Origin of the sequence: Georgenia muralis, assembly GCF_003814705.1 — a bacterium.
Classification (GTDB): domain Bacteria; phylum Actinomycetota; class Actinomycetes; order Actinomycetales; family Actinomycetaceae; genus Georgenia; species Georgenia muralis.
Genome location: NZ_RKRA01000001.1, coordinates 610,868 through 630,596, shown reverse-complemented (window position 1 = coordinate 630,596; position 19,729 = coordinate 610,868). Strand labels below are relative to the sequence as shown.

Below are 19,729 nucleotides of genomic sequence, written 5' to 3'. Positions count from 1 at the left end.
GGTCCCTCGGTGGGGGTGGTCGCCGGCCTGTCGGGGGCTGTGCAGCCGGCCGGCTGTGCTTGTCGGGTGCCTGTGCTTGTCGGGTGCCTGTGCTTGTCGGGCGCGTGTGCTGTCAGCCGGCTGTGACGCGGGTGGGGTGGTGGAGCCGAGGCTCCACCACCCGGCAGTGCGGTCGTGCACCCGGCAGTGCGGTCGTGCTCAGCGGGCCGTGATCGCCCACGTGCCGTCGGCCAGGGCCTTGGCGGGGTGCTGGATGTTGGAGAAGAGTGTCCTGGGGTCCTTGCCGAAGTAGATGCCGGAGATCTCGGCGCCGGGGTCCTTGAGCGAGGCGAACAGCTCGACCGAGTCGGCGGCGCCGTCCTGATCGGCGTCCTTGCCCGCGACCCAGATGTCCGACGGGACGTTGTCCTCGACCACCCAGAGGCGGCCGTCGGGGCCCTTGGCGAGGTTGTCCGGACCGTTGAAGCCGGTCACGGCCGCGGAGCGGTTCTCCACGGGGACGTTGTCCCCGGCGTGGACGAAGGAGGTCAGGACCTCCTCGTTGAGGTCGATCGCGACGACCCGGTCCTCGGACGTGTTCGCGACGTAGAGGGTCTGGCCGATGAGCTCGACGTCCTCGGGGCGCCCGAACTCCGTGGCGCTGACCGCGTCCGCCGCGGCGTCGGTGTCGACGACGACCTGCTCCATGTCGAGCGCGACCCACTCGAAGGCGCCCACCTTCTCCTCGTAGGTGTCCTGGCCCCACACCTGGTCGGCGTCGTCGAGACCGGTGAGCTTGAGGGCGTAGAGCCGGCCGTCGGCGAGGTCGCCGCGCACGGTGGGCTCGAACTTGTAGATGGAGCCGCCGTTGAGCTCGTCGATGACGAACACGGCGTCGTTGCTCGCGCCGATGCCCTCGTGGCGGAGGATGCCGACCTCGGGACGCTCGACCCACTCCATCTCACCGAAGGGGTCCTTCGCGTCGAAGGTGCCCTCGAAGAGGCGGCCGCCCGCGGTCTCCTCGGCGAAGAGCACCGTGCCCCACGGGGTCCACTCGATCCCGTCGAGGCGGCGGAAGCCGGCGTCCTGCGCGACGACGCGGACCTCCCCGGTGGTGAGGTCGACGACCGACACCGCGCCGTTCGAGCCGACCTCGTGGGTGCGGATGAGGTAGCGGCCGGCCTGCGGGCCGGTCTCGTTCACGGTGTTCATGTCGGTCAGGTCGTCGGTGCCGCCGTCGTAGATGTCCAGGACGGTCTCGTCGGCGACGAGCTCCTGGGTGAAGCCCTCGGGCGCGACCAGCGGCACGTCCCAGTCGGTGCTCTGCTGGTCGTACGCGGAGCCGTCGACCGGCTCGAAGGCCATCGGCCCGTCGGCGGCACCGGCCTGGGCGGCGACGGTGACGAGGAGCCCGGCGGTGAAGGCGCCGGTGAGGATCTGCTTGCGCATCACATCTCCATGTGGTCGTGGTGGGTGTGCCCCGAACGTAGGGAGGCCAGGTGGCCGGGAGGCGAACACGTACCGGCAGGGGTGTGGACGTTGCCGGAACGGTTGTCGCGACACCGGACGGCGGAGCGCGTCAGTCGCTGAGCAGCACCTGGTGCCGGCCCACGAGCACGCCGAGCGCGAGCTGGGCGAGGGCGACCCCGGCGAGGCACACCAGGAGCAGGGGCCCGGGACCGGTGGCGTCGCGCAGGAGCCCGGCCAGGACGAGGGCCGAGCCGGCGAGCGCGTAGCCGAGCGACTGCGACATCGCGGACAGCTGGCTCGCGGTGCGGTGGTCGTAGGAGCGCAGGCCCACCAGCGACAAGGTGACGACGAGCGCCGCCCCGCTGCTCAGGCCCATGAGGACCACCCACAGCACGATGCCGCCGGGCCACAGCGTCACGCCGAGCGTGGCGACCACCATGAGGGCGGCGACGGCGACGGCGGCGAAGCGCTGGTCCTCGCCGACGCGCATGAGTGACGGGGCGAGCAGGTTCGCCACGATGGCTGCCGCCAGGTAGCCGAACAGGTGCCACCCCGCCTCGGCGGCGCCGATCCCCAGGTCCTGCTCGATGCTCGGCAACCACGTGATGAGGACGTAGAACGGCGTCGACTGCAGGCCCATGTAGGCCGCGACCTGCCAGGCGAGCGGTGCCCGCCACACGGAACGGTGCCGCTGGACGTCCGATCCGATGCCAGCAGCGCCGGGTGCTGCGCGCCGTGCGGCACCGTCCGCCGGCCCGTCCGCCGGCTCGCCTGCCGAGCCGGCGGGCGCACGGCCGTCCTCCCGGGCGGCGTCGGTCCGCGCGTCGGACGTGCCCCGACGCAGCCGCGGGAGCCAGAGCGCCACCGCGGCGGTGATCGCCACGACCCAGATGCCCAACGACAGCCGCCACGTGCCCAGACCGGCGAGCGGGACCGCCAGCCCGGAGGCGAGGGCGGCGAAGACCGTCTGGGTGGCCACGTAGGTCCCGGTCGTGCGCGGCACCTGGAGCGGGAAGTCCCGTTTCACCGCGACGGGGAGGGCGACGTTGCCCACGGCGACCGTGGCCCCGATGACCGCCGTGCCCACCCACAGGTTCGCGGCCGGACCGGGCAGGGAGCGCAGCACGGTGCCCAGGCCGAGCACGAGCAGCGCCGCGAGGACGGTGCGCTCCAGGCCGAAGCGCCGGAGGAGCGGGTGCACCAGCGGGGAGACGACGGCGAAGGCGAGGACCGGCACGGCACCGAGCGTCCCGAGCGCGGCAGCGCCGAGGCCGACGTCCTCGCCGACCTGCGGGAGCACCGGTCCGACGGCGGTGATGACCGGTCGCATGTTGACGGCGACGAGCACGATGCCGGCGAGCAGGATCGCCGGGCCGAGCGGACGGTTCGTGCGCGACATCGCCTCTCCTGGGTCGGGCCGCGCCGGTGGCGCCGGCGGGACAGGTCGGGCGTTCCGGACGGCCGCCGCCGTCACGGTAGCGCGGGAACGGCGCCGATCTGTCGCGGCGGCGCCGCCGGCGCCCTTCGCCCGCACCGGCGGCCCTCCCCCTGGCGGCCCCACGCCGGCGGCACCTCGCCCCGGCTCTTCGCCACGGCTGTCCCCGCCATGCCCCTTCCTCGTCCTGCTCGCACCGACGCCCGCGGCTAGCCTCGAGGAGGACGGAGAGGAGCTCACGATGACGACGACGACCGCCCAGGACATCACCCGGCGCAAGGAGACGCTGCTCGCGTCCCTCCACACCGGGCTGTACATCGACGGCACCTGGCGGGACGCGAGCGGCGGACGGCGTTTCGAGGTCGAGGACCCGGCGACGGGCGACGTGCTCACCACGGTCGCCGACGCCACCGCCGACGACGCGATGGCGGCGCTGGACGCCGCCCACCGCGCCCAGGCAGCCTGGGGCCGCACCGCCCCGCGTGAGCGCTCGGAGATCCTGCGGCGGGCGTTCGAGGCGGTCACCGCCCGCGCCGACGACCTCGCGCTCCTCATGACCCTCGAGATGGGCAAGCCCCTCGCCGAGGCCAGGGGTGAGGCGACGTACGGGGCGGAGTTCCTCCGCTGGTTCGCCGAGGAGGCGGTCCGCACCCCGGGCCGGTACTCGATCGCCCCCGACGGTCGCTCCAGGGTCCTGGTGACCAAGCGGCCCGTGGGCCCGTCGGTCCTCATCACGCCCTGGAACTTCCCGCTGGCGATGGGCACCCGCAAGATCGGCCCTGCGCTCGCGGCCGGCTGCACGGTGGTGCTCAAGCCGGCGCGGCTCACCCCGCTGACGTCCCTCCTGCTCGCCGACATCCTCGCGGAGGCGGGTGTGCCGGCCGGCGTCGTCAACGTCATCCCGACCTCGCAGGCTGGGGAGACCACCGGGCCGCTGCTGAAGGACCCCCGCACCCGGAAGCTGTCCTTCACCGGATCCACGGAGGTCGGGCGAGGCCTGCTCGCCGCCGCGGCCGACCAGGTGCTGCGCACCTCGATGGAGCTCGGCGGCAACGCCCCGTTCCTCGTGCTCGCGGACGCCGACGTCGACGCCGCGGTCGCCGGGGCGATGGCGGCGAAGTTCCGCAACGGCGGCGAGGCCTGCACCGCCGCCAACCGGTTCCTCGTGCACAGCGCCCTCGCCGAGGAGTTCACCGAGAAGCTCGTGGCGAAGGTGCGCGAGATCCTCGTCGGCCCCGGCGTGCAGGACGGCGTGACCCTCGGTGCCCTGGTCGAGGAGAAGCAGCGCAGCAAGGTCGCCGAGCTCGTCGACGACGCCGTCGCCCACGGTGCCCGCGTGCTGCTCGGCGGCACGGTGCCCGACGGGCCCGGCTGGTTCTACCCGCCGACGGTCCTCACCGGTGCCGGGCCGCGGGCGCGGCTGCACCGCGAGGAGATCTTCGGGCCGGTCGTCTCCATCAGCACGTTCACCACGGAGGAGGAGGCGGTGACCATGGCCAACGACACCGAGCTCGGGCTGATCTCCTTCGTCTTCACGCGCAGCCTGGACGCCGGGCTGCGGATGGCGGAGGTCCTCGAGACCGGGATGCTCGGCCTCAACTCCGGCGTCATCTCCAACCCCGCGGCGCCGTTCGGCGGCGTCAAGCAGTCCGGTCTGGGGCGGGAGGGCTCCCACGAGGGCATCGAGGAGTACCTCGAGACGGTCTACGTCGGGATCGCCCACCCCCACGTCTGAGGATCGCGCCACGACCGCGCCGTGCCACCTGTGCACGGGGCGGATGAGAACTTCCTCATGAAGCGTTCCTTCCTCTCTCACGTGCGTGCTCCAGAGTCTTGCCCATCACCAATGACCGCACCGGGCCGGCGCAGGGGGCCGGCCCGGTGCGGTCGTCATCAGGAGATGGCCATGGACACGAGAAGGCTCTGGATCGCCGGCGGCACGCTCGGTGCCCTCGGGGTGGTCGGTGGGCTCGGCGTCGCCACCGCGAACCCCGCCACGGACGACTCCGACGCCATCGCACCCGTGGCGCTCGCGGCGCCGGTGACCAAGCAGGAGCTCGTGCTCCCCGGCAAGGCGCCCGTCACCGGACCCGTCGACTCCGTCGCGGCGATGGACGACCGCGCCACCGACCCCGCCTCCCTCACCGCAGGCTCGGCGACCACGTCCGGCTCGGCGACCACGTCCGGCTCGGCGGTCACGTCCGGCTCGGCGGGCACCTCCCCCTCGGCAGCGACCGCCGGCTCCGCAACGACGGCTGACGTCGCGTCGGCCACGTCGGCCGCCGTCACCACCGCGCCGCACTCGGCCCCGAGCGGGCCGTCGCCCGCCTCCGCCCCGAGCACGGTCTCTGCGCCGTCCGCGCGGTCCGCAGCCTCGATGCAGTCCGCGGCCTCGGCGAAGTCCGCGGCCTCGGCGAGGTCCGCGGCCTCGGCGAAGTCGGCCGCCTCGGCGAGGTCCGCAGCCTCGGCCTCGTCCGCTGACGACAGCGACGACTGAGGCACCTCAGCACCCCCACAGGGCGGGCCGTGAGTGCGAGCTCACGGCCCGCCTTCCTGCTGTGCGCGGGCCGCTGCTGTGCGCGGGCCGCTGCCGTGCGCGGGCCGCTGCTGTGCCGAGGGCACCTGCTGCCCGTCCTGAGAGCAGCCCTCCGGAGCCGCGAGAGCACCGGGCCAAGGGCAGCCTCTCCTTGCTGGACCGCCGTTCCGCCTCGCCGGACACTGAGGGCATGGGCCCGCTCGTGCGGTTCTTCCGGAGCTACCCGCTCGTCGCTGCGACGATCGCTGTCGGTGTCGTCGGCGCGGTGCTCGAGCTGGGCGGCCAGCCACTTCTCGCCCGCTGGGTCCTCACCGTCTTCGCGGTCGCCGTCGCCCTGCGGCAGGCCCGCGCGATGGTGGCCGACCTGCGCGCCGGCACGTACGGCGTCGACGTCCTGGCGGTCACCGCGATCGGCGCGACCGTCGCGGTGGGGGAGCACTGGGCGGCCCTGGTCGTGTGCCTCATGCTCGCGGGCGGCGAGGCGCTGGAGGACTACGCCGCGGGCCGCGCGCAGCGGGAGCTGTCCGCCCTCCTCGAGCGGGCCCCCGTCATCGCCCACCTCGTCGTCGACGGCTCCGTGGCCGACGTGCCCGTCGCGCGGGTCCACGCCGGCGACGAGCTGCTCGTCAAGCCCGGCGAGATCGTCCCTGTCGACGGCGTGCTCACCTCCGCCGGCGCGTACCTCGACGAGTCGTCCCTCACGGGCGAGTCGCTGCCCGTGGAGCACGGCCGCGGCGACTCGCTCCTGTCCGGCTCGGTCAACGGGCGCGAGGTGGTGCGCATGCGCGCCACGGCCGCGGCGGCCGACTCCCAGTACCAGCGCATCATCGAGCTGGTCCGCCAGGCGCAGGGCTCGAAGGCGCCGTTCGTGCGCCTCGCCGACCGGGTGGCCGTCCCCTTCACCCTCGTGAGCCTGGGCGTCGCGGCGACGGCGTGGGCGGTGTCCGGGGACCCGGTGCGTTTCGCCGAGGTGCTCGTCGTCGCCACCCCCTGCCCGCTCATCATCGCCGCGCCCGTGGCGTTCATGGCGGGCATGTCCCGGGCGGCGCTGGGCGGGATCATCGTCAAGAACGGCGGCACCCTCGAGCAGCTCTCCCGGGTACGCACGGCCGCATTCGACAAGACCGGCACCCTCACCTACGGCAGGCCCGAGGTGGCCGCCGTGCTCCCCGGGCCCGGGCTGGAGCCGGACGAGCTCCTCGGGCTCGCCGCCGCCGTCGAGCAGTACTCGACCCATCCCCTCGCGGCCGCCGTCGTGCACGCGGCCCGGGAGCAGGGGCTGCCCCTGCGCCACGCGACCGAGGTCGAGGAGACGACCGCCCACGGGGTCCGGGCCACGGTGGCGGGCCGGCGCGTCGTCGTCGGCAAGGAGGGCTTCGTCGCCGCTGAGGTCGTCGATCCTCCGACGGCAGCCGCAGCGCCCGAGAACGGGTCCGGCCCCGGTCCCGCGCCCCGCCCCGGGTCCGCGGCCCGTCCGGGTCCCGCGGCCCGTCCCGGGTCCGCGCCGGAGAGCGCCCTGGCGCCCGGCCACACGGCGGTCCACGTCGGCGTCGACGGGCGTCACGCGGGAACGATCTGGCTCGCCGACCGGGTGCGAGCCGAGACCCCGGCGACCCTCGCCGCCCTGCACCGCGCCGGCGTCGGGACGACCGTCATGCTCACCGGTGACGCCGAGGCCACCGCCCGGGGTATCGGTGCGGCGATCGGGATCGACGACGTCCGTGCCGGGCTCCTCCCCGAGCACAAGGTCGAGGCGGTCCGCGGGCTGCGCGACCGGCCGGTGATGATGGTCGGTGACGGCGTCAACGACGCCCCGGTGCTCGCCGTCGCCGACGTCGGTGTGGCCATGGGGGCACGGGGCTCGACGGCGGCGAGCGAGTCCGCCGACGTCGTCATCATGCTCGACGACCTCGCCCGCACCGTCCGCGCGGTCCAGATCGGGCGGCGCACGATGCGGGTGGCGTGGCAGGCCATCGGCCTGGGGGTGGCGCTCTCGGTCGGGCTCATGGTGGTCGCCGCGGTCGGGCTGCTCCCGGCGATCGTCGGGGCGTGGACCCAGGAGGCGGTCGACCTCGCCTGCATCCTGTGGGCGCTGCTCGCGTCGCGTCCGGGCGCCGCCGAGCGGGCCGAGGAGGCCTTCCTGGCCGCCGGGGACCACGCGGCACCCGGCGTGCGGGAACCGGCGCTCACGACCCCCTGACGGTGAGCACGACCAGGGTGACGTTGAGCGCGGAGATGAGCAGGACGACGACCGTCATCGCCCAGCGCATGAGCGCGGTGTTCGCGGCGGCCCCCATGAGGGACCGGTCCGAGGTCAGCCCCAGGAGCGGCACGAGCGCGAAGGGGATGCCGAAGCTGAGGACGACCTGGCTGATGACCAGCGCCCACGTCGGGTCGACGTCGAGGCCGAGGAGGACCAGCGCGGGGATCATGGTGATCGCCCGGCGCAGGGCGATGGGGATCCGGCGCCGCAGCAGCCCGGCCATGATGGTCGACCCGGCGTAGCTGCCCACCGACGTCGAGGCGAGCCCTGAGGCCAGCAGCCCGATGGCGAAGACCAGGCCGATCCCCGGCCCGAGCGCGGCGACGATCGCGCCGTGCGCGCCCTCGATGGTGTCCGTGCCGGGCACGCCCCGCAGGCTGGTCGCGGCCAGGAGGAGCATGGCGAGGTTGACGGCGCCGGCCAGGACGAGAGCGGCGAGGACGTCCACCCGGGTGGCGCGCAGGAGGTGAACGGTCTCCGTGGGCGGGCCCTCGACGAGGTGGCGCTCCCGCACGAGGTCGGAGTGCACGTAGATGGCGTGGGGCATGACCGTGGCCCCGAGCATGCTGGCGGCGAGGAGGACGGAGTCGGTGCCGGCGAAGCGGGGGACCAGGCCGCCGGCGACGTCGGCGGCCGACGGCGGCTCGGCGACCAGGCCGGAGAGGAAGCCCGCGGTGATGACGAGGAGGAAGGCGATGATGACGAACTCGTAACGGCGCTGGCCGAAGTAGGTCTGGACGGCGAGGAGCAGCATGGAGACCGCGCCGACGATCACCCCGCCGACGAGCAGCGGCGTCCCGAACAGCAGGTACAGGGCGATGGCACCGCCGATGATCTCCGCGAGGTCGGTGGCGGCCGCGACGAGCTCGGCCTGCCCCCAGAAGGCCAGCCGGGCCGGACGGCGCAGCCGCTCCCCGAGCAGCTCGGGCATGGTCCGGCCCGTGACGAGACCCAGCTTCGCCGACTGGTACTGCACGAGGACGGCCATGGCGTTCGCGACGACGATGACCCACACGAGGAGGAAGCCGTAGCGGGCACCGGCGGTGATGTTGGCCGCGACGTTCCCGGGGTCGACGTACGCCACGGCCGCGACGAACGCGGGCCCGAGCAGTGGCAGCGTCCGGCGGGGACGGGCTCGAACGTCGGACACCATGTTCGTGTCACCCTCTCAGTGAAGTTCGGTGGACCGAAACATTAGTGAACCACGACGCGGCGCGGTCCGGCCCGCGGACCGCGGGCGCCCCGGAGAGCCAGGGGCGGCCCGCCGACTGGGACGTTCTTGCTGTCGAGCCGGCCGCGGGAGGCGCAACAACGCCACACTCGGCGCGCTGCGGCGGGGCCGCGGCCCGCGGACCGGGGGTGTCCGGCTCGCGTAGCGTGGCGTCGTGCCCGAGCTGACGCCTGCCACCGAGGACTACCTCAAGGTCATCTGGTCCGCCCAGGAGTGGTCCGACGACCCGGTGACCACGACCATGCTCGCCCGCAAGCTCGGCAACTCGCCCTCCACGGTCTCGGAGGCGGTCAAGAAGCTCACGGTGCAGGGCCTACTCACCCATGCCCGGTACGGCTCGATCGAGCTCACCGCCGCCGGCCGGACCGCCGCCCTGGGGATGGTGCGCCGGCACCGAATCCTCGAGACGTTCCTCGTCGCCGAGCTCGGCTACGCCTGGGACGAGGTGCACGACGAGGCCGAGGTGCTCGAGCACGCCGTCTCCGACCGCCTCGTCGACGCCCTCGACGCCCGGCTCGGTCATCCCGAGCGCGACCCGCACGGCGATCCCATCCCGGCGGCGGACGGCACCGTGCCCGCACCGCCCGCCGCCCCGCTCGACCGTGCGCCCGACGGCTCGCTGGTGCGGGTGGCTCGGATCTCCGACGACGACCCCCAGGTGCTGCGCTACTTCGCCGATCTGGGGGTCGCCCTCGACACCGAGCTCGAGGTGCTCGAGCGCCGCGAGTTCGCCGGCACGATCAGCATCCGGGTGGACGGCGGCGAACCCGCCGAGATCGGCCTGCCCGCGGCCGGCGCCGTCTGGGTGACCCGCGTGCGTGGAACTGGCTGACCCGGGCGGGCGGGCCCGGGTGCCCCTGGCCGCGGGGCGGCGCGGGAGGCTGACCCGGCGGCGTCCCGCGGCGAGGTCAGTGACGGCCGGCGAACCCGTCCATCGACCGGTGCACCCCGAAGGTCCGTGCCAGCCGGTCCCAGGCCCGCGTCGGCAGTGCGCCCCGGGCGGCCCGCGCGACGAGGACCATCGCGGGGGTGACCACGTGCGCCCGGCCCGCGAGCATCCCCCGCCACGCGCGGTCCACCGCCCGTTCGGGCGTCAGGACCGGGGTGAGCGCGACAGGCCGGGTGCCGGAGAACATCCCGGTGGCCACGTACGACGGGCTGAAGGTCGTGACGCTGACGTGGTGGTGGCCGGCCTGCTCGAGCTCGAGCCTCAGCGTGTCGGACCAGCTCAGCATCGCCGCCTTGGACGCCGCGTAGACCGACATCCGCGGGTTGGGCACGATGCCCGCGGCCGAGGCCACGTTGAGGATGCACTTGGCCCGGCCGGGCTCGGCCAGCATCGCGGGCAGCAGCCGGGAGACGAGGTGCATGGGGGCCAGGGTGTTGACCCGCAGGGTGTGGCTCACCGCGCCCGGCTCGAGCTCCCAGTAGTAACGGTTGCCGGTGATGACCCCGGCGTTGTTGACGAGGACGTCGAGGCCGCCGAGGTCCGCGAGCACCGCCTCGGCCGCGGCGTCGAGGCCGTCCAGGTCCTCCAGGTCGACGACGTCGGTGCGCACGCGCAGACCGGGCCGGGCGATGCTCGCCGCCACCTCGGCGAGGGCGTCGGCGTCCCGGCCCCACAGGGCGAGCGCGGCGGCGCCCTCGGCCGCGGCACGCTCGGCGAAGAGGCGGCCCATGCCGCGGCTCGCGCCGGTGATGAGGATGCGCGCTCCGCGCACGGTCGAGGTCACACGGTCCTCCAGGGAGCTGGCTGGGGTGGGCGTCCCATTGTGGGCCCTCACACCCAGCGGGGCAGCCACATGCGCAGGAGCCAGGCGTCGTAGGCGATGGTCCGGCCGGTCCAGACCGGCCAGAAGAAGACGAACAGCGCCACCGTGAGGCCGACGACGAGAGCGAGCACCACCCAGGCCAGCGGGGTGGGCGAGCCGGTGCCGTCGACGCCTCCGTCGCCGTCGTCGTCGGGGCCGACGGGCGCCGCGCCGGGCGGGCGGACGATCCCCATGACCCAGCCGAGCGCCATGACCAGGCCGAGGACCACGTAGGGGACGAAGGCGACGGAGTAGAAGGTGAAGATCGTGCGGTGGGAGTAGAACAGCCACGGCACGTACATCGCGCCGTACCCAGCCAGGACCGCCCAGGCCCGCCAGTCCCGCCGGGCCGCGAGGTAGACGACGACGAGGAGCGCCGCGGCACCGGCCCACCACACCGCCGGGTTGCCCAGGGCGACGATCGCCTCGACGCACCGCTCGGCCCCGCAGGCCTCCGGCGGCGGGGCCGGGTCGGGCCAGTACATCGAGGTGGGCCGCAGCTGGAGCAGCCAGCCCGCCGGGTGGGCCTCGTACGTGTGCTCGGAGTCGAGGTTGTTGTGGAACTGCCACATCACCAGGTGGTACTCCCACCAGGAGTTGACGGCGTCGGGCAGCCACCCGCGCGGGACGACGTCACCGGCGGCGCGCAGGTCGGCCGCCCACTGCCGGCGATAGGCGTCGGGCTGGACGAACCACGAGAACCAGCCGGCGACGTAGGTCAGGGCCGCCGTCGGCACGAGCGCGACGAACGCGGGCAGGCCGCCCCGGAAGACCCCGGACCCCAGCCACAGCCGCGTGCCCACCGCGCGACGGGCGGCGACGTCCCAGGCGAAGGCCAGGACGCCGAGGACCGCGACGGCGTAGATCCCCGACCACTTCACCCCGCTGGCGAGGCCGAGGGCGGCGCCGGCGCCCACGAGCCACCAGCGCGGACCCACGCGTGGTCCCCACGCGCTCAGGGTGCGGCCCGACGCGGTCTCGGCGGCCACGCGCCGGGCGAGGGCGGCGCGGCTGGACTCCCGGTCGCGCAGGACGAACCACAGCCCGACGAGCACCCAGAAGCTGAGGAAGATGTCGAGCAGGGCGGTGCGGGAGAGCGTGAGGTGGATGCCGTCGAGGGCGAGCAGCAGGCCTGCGGTCGTGCCCAGCAGCGGCGAGCGGAACATCCGCGTCGCGACACGGGCGAGGAGCAGCACCGAGAGCGCGCCGACGACGGCGCCCGAGAACCGCCAGCCCGTCCCGTTGTCGGCGCCGAACAGCTGGATCCCGAGCGCGATCATCCACTTGCCGACCGCCGGGTGGACGACGTAGTCGGCCTCGGTGGACAGCGCCGAGTAGTCGCCGGCGAGGAAGCGGGCGTTGGCGTCCTCGGCGGGCCAGTCGCCCTCGTAGCCGAGCGTGAGGAGGGAGAAGGCCTCCTTGACGTAGTAGGTCTCGTCGAAGATGAGGCGCCCGGGGTGGGTCAGCCCCACCAGACGCACCACGGCGGCGAGCGTGGCGACGGCGAGCGGGCCCACCCATCCCCACAGCAGCGTCGCGGGGTCGGTCCGCGCGGCGAGGGGGCGCAGTCCCAGGCGCACCCGCAGCTCGTCCTCGGTCGGCGGTGTCACGGGCTCGTCGGTGCCGCGTCCCGAGCCGGCCTCGGGCGCCTCGTCGTCCGCCGCGGAACCTCTCTCGAGGGGCGGGCCGGTCTCGGGGCCAGGGCCGCTCAGCCGCGCCGCCGGGCGCCCCGGCGCATCCCCGGTCCCGTCCGGTGACGTGGCGAGCGCGTGGTTGCCGGGTGGGCCGGGCGGGGTCATCCCTGCGAGCCGGTCCCGGAGCTGGACCCGGCGGACCTCGGGCCCGCCGGGTTCGCCCGGCGGCTCGCGGTCGGTCCCGGGCTCGGTCACGCGGTGAGTCTAGGTCGGTGCGCGCGGCGCCGGGGGCCGCCGGTCCACGTGCCGTGGGGAAGACTGGGCCGGTGAGCACCGAGGAGAAGCCGGACGCCGGCGAGCACGCAGCCGGCGAGCACCCCGGCCTCGAGCACGACAGGGACGGGACGGACGACGGCGCGGTCGACCACCACGGAGCACTCGGCGACGACGTGCCCGACGTGCCCGACGCCGACGTGCCCGACGCCGACGCCGACGCCGGCGCGCGCCCCATGACGCCCGGCGTCATCCTCCTCGCCGCCACCCCCATCGGCGACGCAGGCGACGCCCCGCCACGGCTGCGGCGGGCGCTGGCGGAGGCCGACGTCGTCGCTGCCGAGGACACCCGCCGTCTCCGGGCCCTCGCGGCACGGATCGGGGTCCGCGTGACCGGGCGCGTGCTGAGCTTCCACGAGCACAACGAGGGCGAGCGTGCGGGCGACCTCGTGGCGGCGGCCCGCGACGGCGGGCGCGTCCTCGTCGTCTCCGACGCGGGCATGCCCTCCGTCTCCGACCCGGGGTACCGCCTCGTCCGCACGGCCACCGACGCGGGGGTGCCCGTCAGCGTGCTCCCCGGCCCGTCGGCCGTCCTCACGGCCCTGGCGATCTCGGGCCTCGCGACCGACCGCTTCTGCTTCGAGGGGTTCGTCCCGCGCAAGGGCGGCGACCGGGCGCGGGTACTGACGGCGCTCGCGTCCGAGCCGCGCACCATGGTCTTCTTCGAGTCCCCGCACCGGCTCGCCGCCACCCTGACGGACATGGCCGCCGCCTTCGGGCCCGACCGGCCCGCCGCCGTGTGCCGGGAGCTGACCAAGACCTACGAGGAGGTCCGGCGCGGCGGGCTCGCCGCGCTCGCGGACTGGGCGGCCGAGCGGGTCCGCGGGGAGATCACCCTCGTCGTCGCGGGGGCGACCCCCGTCGCGGCCAGCGTCGAGGACCACGTCGACCGCGTCGTCGCCCTCGCCGACGCCGGAGCCAGGCTCAAGGACGCCGCGGCCACCGTGGCCGCCGAGACCGGCCTGGGGCGCCGCGAGCTCTACCAGGCCGCGCTCGAACGCCGCGCCACCTGAGGGGTGACGGCGTTCCGGGCCGGGTCAGGTGCCGGACTCGGCGAGCTCCACACCCGCCTCGGCCATCACCTCGCGTGCCTGGGCGCCGAGCTCGGGCGTGACCGGCACGGTGAGGTCGGTAAACACCCGCGCATCCAGCCCCCGACGCCGGGCGTCCAGCGCCGTCTCCTTGACGCAGTGGGACTCCACGAGGCCGACGACGTCGACGCCGGTGACGCCGCGCCCGCGCAGGATGTCCTCCAGCGACCGGCCCTCGTCGTCGACCCCCTCGAAGCCCGAGTAGGCGGCGGCGTACATCCCCTTGCGCACCGAGGCGTCGAACGACAGGCCGTCCAGGGCGGGGTGCAGCTCGGCCTCTGCGGAGCCGGCCACGCCGTGCGGCGGCCAGGTGTCGACGAAGTCGGGCTCGTCCGAGAAGTGCGCGCCGGGGTCGATGTGCCAGTCCTGCGTGGTGACGACGGCGACGTAGTCGTCGCCGTGGCCGCGGACGAAGCGGGCCACCCGCTCGGCGACGGCGTTCGCTCCCTCGCTGGGCAGTGCGCCACCCTCGCAGAAGGTCGGCTGCACGTCGACGAGGATCAGCGCGCGGGCGGGCGCCTTCGTGGCCTGGGGCTCGGGCACGTTCGTGGCCTGGGGCACGGCAAACCTCCGGGAGTCGGCTGCTCCCATTGTGCCGCTCCGGATGAGGAAGTCGGCAGGTGCGGTTACGTTCGGGACATGGACGAGAGAACCTCGAAGCGGGCCCCCACGACGTCCGTCGTCGCCGAGCGGGCGGCCGCCCTGACGAACGACCAGGGCGGCTTCCCCGCCCAGGAGCAGCAGCCGCCGGGCCTGACCGGGAGGATGAACCCCCGGCCGGACCACGGCGAGGAGACCTACGTCGGTCACGACCGGCTGGCCGGGCTGCGCGCCCTCATCACCGGCGGCGACTCCGGCATCGGGCGGGCCGTCGCGATCGCCTTCGCCCGCGAGGGTGCCGATGTCGCCATCTCCTACCTGCCCGAGGAGCAGGAGGACGCCGAGGAGACCGCCGAGTGGGTGCGCCGGGCAGGGCGCCGCGCCGTCCTCCTGCCCGGGGACCTGCGCGAGGAGCAGACGTGCGCCGACGTCGCGGAGCGGGCCGTGGCCGAGCTCGGCGGTCTCGACGTGCTCGTCAACAACGCCGGCTTCCAGATGGCCCGCACGACCGGGCTCGAGGAGCTCCGCACCGAGGACATGGACCGGGTCTTCAAGACCAACCTCTACGCCATGTTCTGGCTGACCAGGGCCGTCCTGCCGCACCTGGGCCGGGGCGCCAGCATCATCAACGTGTCCTCCATCCAGGCCTACCAGCCCTCCCAGACGCTGCTGGACTACGCGTCCACGAAGGCGGCGATCAACAACTTCACGGTCAACCTCGCCGCCGAGGTGGGCGAGCGCGGGATCCGGGTCAACGCCGTGGCGCCCGGTCCGATCTGGACGCCGCTGCAGCCCGCGACGCAGGAGGGCGAGCACCTGGAGTCCTTCGGCGGGGACACCCCACTGGGCCGTGCCGGGCAGCCGGCCGAGCTGGCTCCGGCGTTCGTGTTCCTCGCCTCGCCCTCGGAGGCGAGCTACGTCTCGGCGACCGTCCTGGGCGTCACCGGCGGCAAGCCGGTCTTCTGACGCCGGACCGGCGAGCAGGGCGGCCCCGCCGGGGCCCGCTCCGCGCCGGGCCCCGCCGGACCCGTGCCGGGCCGGCCCGTCGGCCCCGTGCCGGGCTCCGCCGCACCCGTGCCGGGACGGCCCGTCGGCGCGAGCGGCCCCGTCGGGTGGGCCGCCCCGCCGCAACTAGGCTGGTCGCCATGACGCGCATCCTCTCCGCCGTGGCCTGGCCGTACGCCAACGGGCCTCGCCACATCGGCCACGTCGCCGGGTTCGGCGTGCCCTCGGACGTCTTCTCCCGCTACATGCGCATGGCCGGCCACGACGTCCTCATGGTCTCCGGCACCGACGAGCACGGCACGCCGATCCTCGTCGCCGCGGACGCCGCCGGGGTCAGCGCCAAGGAGCTCGCCGACCGCAACAACCGCCTCATCGTCGAGGACCTCGTGGCACTGGGCCTGAGCTACGACCTGTTCACCCGCACGACGACGCGCAACCACTACGCCGTCGTGCAGGAGATGTTCCGGACCGTGCGCGACAACGGCTACATGGTCGAGAGGACCACCCAGGCCGCGATCAGCCCCTCGACCGGGCGCACGCTGCCCGACCGCTACATCGAGGGCACGTGCCCCATCTGCGCCTACCCCGAGGCGCGCGGCGACCAGTGCGACAACTGCGGCAACCAGCTCGACCCCACCGACCTCATCGACCCGCGCAGCAAGATCAACGGCGAGACGCCCGAGTTCGTCGAGACCAACCACTGGTTCCTCGACCTGCCGGCGCTGGCCGGCGCGCTGGGGACATGGCTGCAGGACCGTGCCGCCTCGGGCACCTGGCGCCCCAACGTCATCAAGTTCTCCCAGCACATCCTCGACGAGATCCGCCCCCGCGCGATGACCCGCGACATCGACTGGGGCATCCCCGTCCCGGGCTGGGAGGACCAGCCCACCAAGCGGCTGTACGTGTGGTTCGACGCCGTCATCGGCTACCTCTCCGCCTCGATCGAGTGGGCCCGCCGCCAGGGCGACCCCGACCTGTGGCGGCGGTGGTGGAACGACCCCGAGGCGCTGTCCTACTACTTCATGGGCAAGGACAACATCGTCTTCCACTCCCAGATCTGGCCCGCCGAGCTCCTCGCGCAGAACGGGGAGGGTGACCGCGGCGGTGCGCCGGGCACCTACGGCACCCTGAACCTGCCCACCGAGGTCGTCTCCAGCGAGTTCCTCACCATGGAGGGGAAGCAGTTCTCCTCCTCCCGCGGCGTCGTCATCTACGTCCGCGACGTCCTCGCGCGCTACCAGCCCGACGCGCTGCGCTACTTCATCTCCGCGGCCGGCCCGGAGAACCAGGACAGCGACTTCACCTGGGCCGAGTTCGTCCGGCGCACCAACGGCGAGCTCGTCGCCGGCTGGGGCAACCTCGTCAACCGCACCGCGGCGATGATCGCGAAGAGCTTCGGCGAGATCCCCGCGCCCGGGGAGCTCGAGCCGATCGACACCGAGCTGCTCGAGACGGTCCGGGCGGGCTTCGCGACGGTCGGTGAGTCCATCGGCTCCCACCGCCAGCGCGCCGCGCTGGCCGAGGCGATGCGGCTGGTGGGGGAGGCGAACACCTACGTCACCCGCACCGAGCCCTTCAAGCTCAAGGCCCCCGAGCAGCGTCAGCGCCTCGCCACCGTGCTGCACACCCTCGCCCAGTCCGTCTCCGACCTCAACGTCATGCTCTCGCCCTTCCTGCCGCACGCGGCCAACGCCGTCGACCGGGTCCTCGGCGGGCCGGGGGACGTCGCGCCCATGCCGCGGATCGAGGAGGTCGAGGACCTCGACGGCGGCGACCCGTACCCCGTCATCACCGGCAGCTACGGCCGCGACGTCGTCCCGGTGTGGGGCCCGCGTCCGGTGACGCCCGGGACGCCGGTGGCCAAGCCCGTACCGGTCTTCACCAAGCTGGACGACTCCGTCGTCGACGACGAGCTCGCGCGCCTGCGCGGCCAGGGCTGATGGGGCGCGGGTCCCGCGGCTGGCCGGAGCCGCCCGAGCCGCTGCCCGGCCCGGTGGTGGACAACCACGCCCACCTGCCCGTCCTCGACGACGACGGCACGCCCGTCGACGACGACGACGTCGCCCTCCCGCCCGGTGAGGCGCCGCTGACCACCGCCGAGCAGCTCGCGCGGGCGGCCACGGCCGGCGTGGTGCGCGTGCTCACCGTGGGGTGCGACGTCCCCTCGCTCGCCGGGTCCGTCCGTCTTGCCCACGACCACCCGCAGATCGCGGCCGCGCTGGCCATCCACCCCAACGAGGCGCCGCTGCACGCCGGGGTGCGAGAGGTCGCCCCGGACGGTCTGGACCCGGCGGTGCGCGAGCACCACGTGCTGTCCTTCGCCGAGGCGTTCGCCCGCGTGGCGGAGCTGGCGCGGGACCAGCGCGTCGTGGCGGTCGGGGAGTCCGGGCTGGACCACTTCCGCACGGGGGAGGAGGGGCGGGCCCACCAGCTCCGGGCCTTCCGCGACCACATCGCCCTGGCCAAGGAGCTCGGCAAGCCGTTGCAGATCCACGACCGTGACGCGCACGCCGACGTCGTGGCCACCCTGCTCGCCGACGGTGCGCCCGAGCGCACCGTCTTCCACTGCTTCTCCGGCGACGCCGAGCTCGCGGGCGTGCTCGCCGAGCACGGCTGGTACGCCTCCTTCGCCGGCCCGGTCACGCACAAGGCCAACGACTCGCTGCGCGCGGCGCTCCGGGCGCTGCCTGCCTCGCTCGTGCTCGTCGAGACGGACGCGCCCTACCTCACGCCCACGCCGTACCGGGGGCGGCCCAACGCCCCGTACGTCATGCCGATCACCGTGCGGGCGATCGCGGACCAGCTCCGGCTCCCGCTCGACGAGAGCTGCCGCGTGCTCACCGCCAACACCGACGCCGTGTACGGCACCTGGTAGAGCAGCGGCGTACGGGGCGTCCGCCGTGTCCGTCGCGGAACCGTCCGCTCCGAGCCGAGCGGAGGGAGCCCGCGTCGTCGCAGGTCAGCGCTGTGGCGGCGTGCGTGGGGCTGGCTGTCCGGGCAGTCCACGGACCTTGGTCCGGTCCGCGTGTGGAGAACGTCACATCGACAGCTGTCCACCCGACGGCTTCCCTCCAGATAACGAATCGGTTACGGTCGACCCCGGAACCGGCTTTCCCCTCCAGGACAGGACCCCTCACCTTGGCTCGTCACACTGCCGAGCGCTCCGGCGCCCGCACGCCCGCCTCCGTCCCGAGCGACCCCACCCCCGGGTCGCGTCGCGCCCTGCGCACCACCCGGGACCACCCCACCGAGGCACTGCCCCTCGGGCAGGTGCACCGAGCGCCCGCCGCGGCTGCCGCCCCGACCCGCGCCTCCGGCGCCACGCTCAAGGCCGTGCGCGCGGGTATGCTGGGCGTCGTCGTCGTCAGTACGGGAGCCTTCACCCTCACCCAGGTCGCGGCCGAGCCCGCCGACCCCGGCGACGTCGCGGTCGCCGAGAGCGGCACGCTGGCGCTGCGGGCCGGCGACGTCGCCTCCCGCTCCGAGATCGCAGGCCGTCTGGCGCTCGAGGCCGACGGTGCCCGGACCTTCACCGTGGCGGTCGACGGCGAGGAGCGCGAGATCACGACGACGGCAGCCACGCTGGCCGAAGCGCTCGACGAGGCGGGCATCGTCCTCGGCGCCGACGACCGCGTCTCCGCCCCGATCTCCGGCGCCGTGCCGGCCGGGGAGACCGTCGAGGTCACCCGGGTCACCAGCGAGACGGTCACCGAGGAGACGGTCGAGCCTTTCGCCACCGTGGAGAAGGACGACCCGACGCTGCCCGAGGGTGAGCGTGAGGTCGAGACCGAGGGGGTCGAGGGCGTCTCGACGTCGACCTTCGAGATCCTCCGCGCCGGCGACGAGGAGCTCTCGCGCACGCTTCTCGCCTCCGTCATCGCGTCGGTCAAGGTCGACGAGGTCGTGCGCGTGGGCACCAAGGCGCCCGAGCCCGAGCCGACCCCGGCGCCCGCCGCGGCGGCGAGCTCCGCTCCTGCCCCTGCCCCTGCCGCGGCGACCTACTCCGGCGACCCGCGCGCGCTCGGCCGCGAGCTCGCCGCCGCCCGGGGCTGGGGCGCCGACCAGTTCAGCTGCCTCGACGCACTGTGGACCAAGGAGTCCAACTGGAACCCCCTGGCGAAGAACCCGAGCTCCGGCGCCTACGGCATCCCGCAGTCGTTGCCCGCGTCGAAGATGGCCACTGTCGGTGCGGACTACCTCACGAACCCGGCCACTCAGATCACGTGGGGCCTGAACTACATCGGCGACCGGTACGGCACCCCGTGCGCGGCCTGGTCCCAGTCGCAGGCGGTCAACTGGTACTGAGTGCGGGCGCGAGCGCCGCGTCCGCTCGTGTGGTGC

The 19,729-nt window shown here is 74.3% G+C and carries 15 protein-coding genes; 8 read left to right on the top strand and 7 right to left on the bottom strand.

Annotated elements, in window-relative coordinates:
* Positions 1-198: 198 nt before the first annotated feature.
* Together EDD32_RS02750 and EDD32_RS02745 are read right to left on the bottom strand one after the other, a co-directional pair.
* On the bottom strand, positions 199-1,428 hold the full coding sequence (locus tag EDD32_RS02750; RefSeq protein WP_123914401.1) for an alkaline phosphatase PhoX: 1,230 nt from the start codon (positions 1,426-1,428) through the stop codon (positions 199-201).
* A 130-nt stretch (positions 1,429-1,558) separates the two neighbouring features.
* Positions 1,559-2,848 (bottom strand): MFS transporter, encoded by a 1,290-nt coding sequence (locus EDD32_RS02745; protein WP_123914399.1) that lies wholly within the window; start codon positions 2,846-2,848, stop codon positions 1,559-1,561.
* 277 nt (positions 2,849-3,125) lie between these two features.
* Between EDD32_RS02745 and EDD32_RS02740 the strand changes: the two genes are divergently transcribed.
* Complete coding sequence (locus tag EDD32_RS02740) at positions 3,126-4,619, top strand: NAD-dependent succinate-semialdehyde dehydrogenase (protein WP_123914397.1); 1,494 nt, start codon at positions 3,126-3,128, stop codon at positions 4,617-4,619.
* Positions 4,620-4,777: 158 nt separating this feature from the next.
* On the opposite strand, the gene EDD32_RS02735 is transcribed toward EDD32_RS02740, so the two are convergent.
* The gene (locus EDD32_RS02735) at positions 4,778-5,386 is read right to left on the bottom strand and encodes a hypothetical protein (protein WP_123914395.1); all 609 of its coding nucleotides are present in this window, start codon (positions 5,384-5,386) and stop codon (positions 4,778-4,780) included.
* Positions 5,387-5,610: 224 nt separating this feature from the next.
* On the opposite strand from EDD32_RS02735, the gene EDD32_RS02730 reads away from it, so the two are divergent.
* A complete protein-coding gene (locus tag EDD32_RS02730) occupies positions 5,611-7,620 on the top strand; it encodes a heavy metal translocating P-type ATPase (RefSeq protein ID WP_123914393.1) in 2,010 nt (669 codons plus the stop codon).
* On the opposite strand, the gene EDD32_RS02725 is transcribed toward EDD32_RS02730, so the two are convergent.
* Positions 7,607-8,836, bottom strand: coding sequence for an Nramp family divalent metal transporter (locus tag EDD32_RS02725; protein WP_123914391.1), 1,230 nt, complete (start codon positions 8,834-8,836; stop codon positions 7,607-7,609). The genes EDD32_RS02730 and EDD32_RS02725 overlap by 14 nt on opposite strands.
* 232 nt (positions 8,837-9,068) lie before the next feature.
* Between EDD32_RS02725 and EDD32_RS02720 the strand changes: the two genes are divergently transcribed.
* Positions 9,069-9,746, top strand: coding sequence for a metal-dependent transcriptional regulator (locus EDD32_RS02720; RefSeq protein ID WP_246005944.1), 678 nt, complete (start codon positions 9,069-9,071; stop codon positions 9,744-9,746).
* Between the two features lie 76 nt (positions 9,747-9,822).
* Here EDD32_RS02720 and EDD32_RS02715 read toward each other — a convergent pair whose 3' ends face one another.
* Complete coding sequence (locus EDD32_RS02715) at positions 9,823-10,647, bottom strand: SDR family NAD(P)-dependent oxidoreductase (RefSeq protein WP_123914389.1); 825 nt, start codon at positions 10,645-10,647, stop codon at positions 9,823-9,825.
* Between the two features lie 47 nt (positions 10,648-10,694).
* Complete coding sequence (locus EDD32_RS02710) at positions 10,695-12,614, bottom strand: dolichyl-phosphate-mannose--protein mannosyltransferase (protein ID WP_123914387.1); 1,920 nt, start codon at positions 12,612-12,614, stop codon at positions 10,695-10,697.
* 254 nt (positions 12,615-12,868) lie between these two features.
* On the opposite strand from EDD32_RS02710, the gene rsmI reads away from it, so the two are divergent.
* Positions 12,869-13,705 carry a 16S rRNA (cytidine(1402)-2'-O)-methyltransferase gene (gene rsmI / locus EDD32_RS02705; RefSeq protein WP_123920096.1) on the top strand — a complete coding sequence of 279 codons (837 nt, stop codon included), beginning with the start codon at positions 12,869-12,871 and terminating at the stop codon, positions 13,703-13,705.
* A 24-nt stretch (positions 13,706-13,729) separates the two neighbouring features.
* Here the strand turns inward: rsmI and EDD32_RS02700 are convergent, their stop codons facing one another.
* On the bottom strand, positions 13,730-14,344 hold the full coding sequence (locus EDD32_RS02700; protein WP_246005943.1) for an isochorismatase family protein: 615 nt from the start codon (positions 14,342-14,344) through the stop codon (positions 13,730-13,732).
* A 78-nt stretch (positions 14,345-14,422) separates the two neighbouring features.
* On the opposite strand from EDD32_RS02700, the gene EDD32_RS02695 reads away from it, so the two are divergent.
* From EDD32_RS02695 to EDD32_RS02680, 4 genes are all read left to right on the top strand, one after another.
* Positions 14,423-15,349: an SDR family oxidoreductase gene (locus EDD32_RS02695; RefSeq protein WP_123914383.1), complete on the top strand. Its 927-nt coding sequence runs from the start codon at positions 14,423-14,425 to the stop codon at positions 15,347-15,349.
* Between the two features lie 179 nt (positions 15,350-15,528).
* Positions 15,529-17,328: a methionine--tRNA ligase gene (gene metG, locus EDD32_RS02690; protein WP_123914381.1), complete on the top strand. Its 1,800-nt coding sequence runs from the start codon at positions 15,529-15,531 to the stop codon at positions 17,326-17,328.
* Entirely contained in the window at positions 17,328-18,263 is a 936-nt protein-coding gene (locus EDD32_RS02685; protein WP_123914379.1) for a TatD family hydrolase, read from the top strand. Before metG ends, EDD32_RS02685 begins: the two co-directional genes overlap by 1 nt.
* A gap of 263 nt (positions 18,264-18,526) precedes the next feature.
* Positions 18,527-19,693, top strand: coding sequence for a resuscitation-promoting factor (locus EDD32_RS02680; protein WP_123914377.1), 1,167 nt, complete (start codon positions 18,527-18,529; stop codon positions 19,691-19,693).
* Positions 19,694-19,729 lie beyond the last annotated feature (36 nt).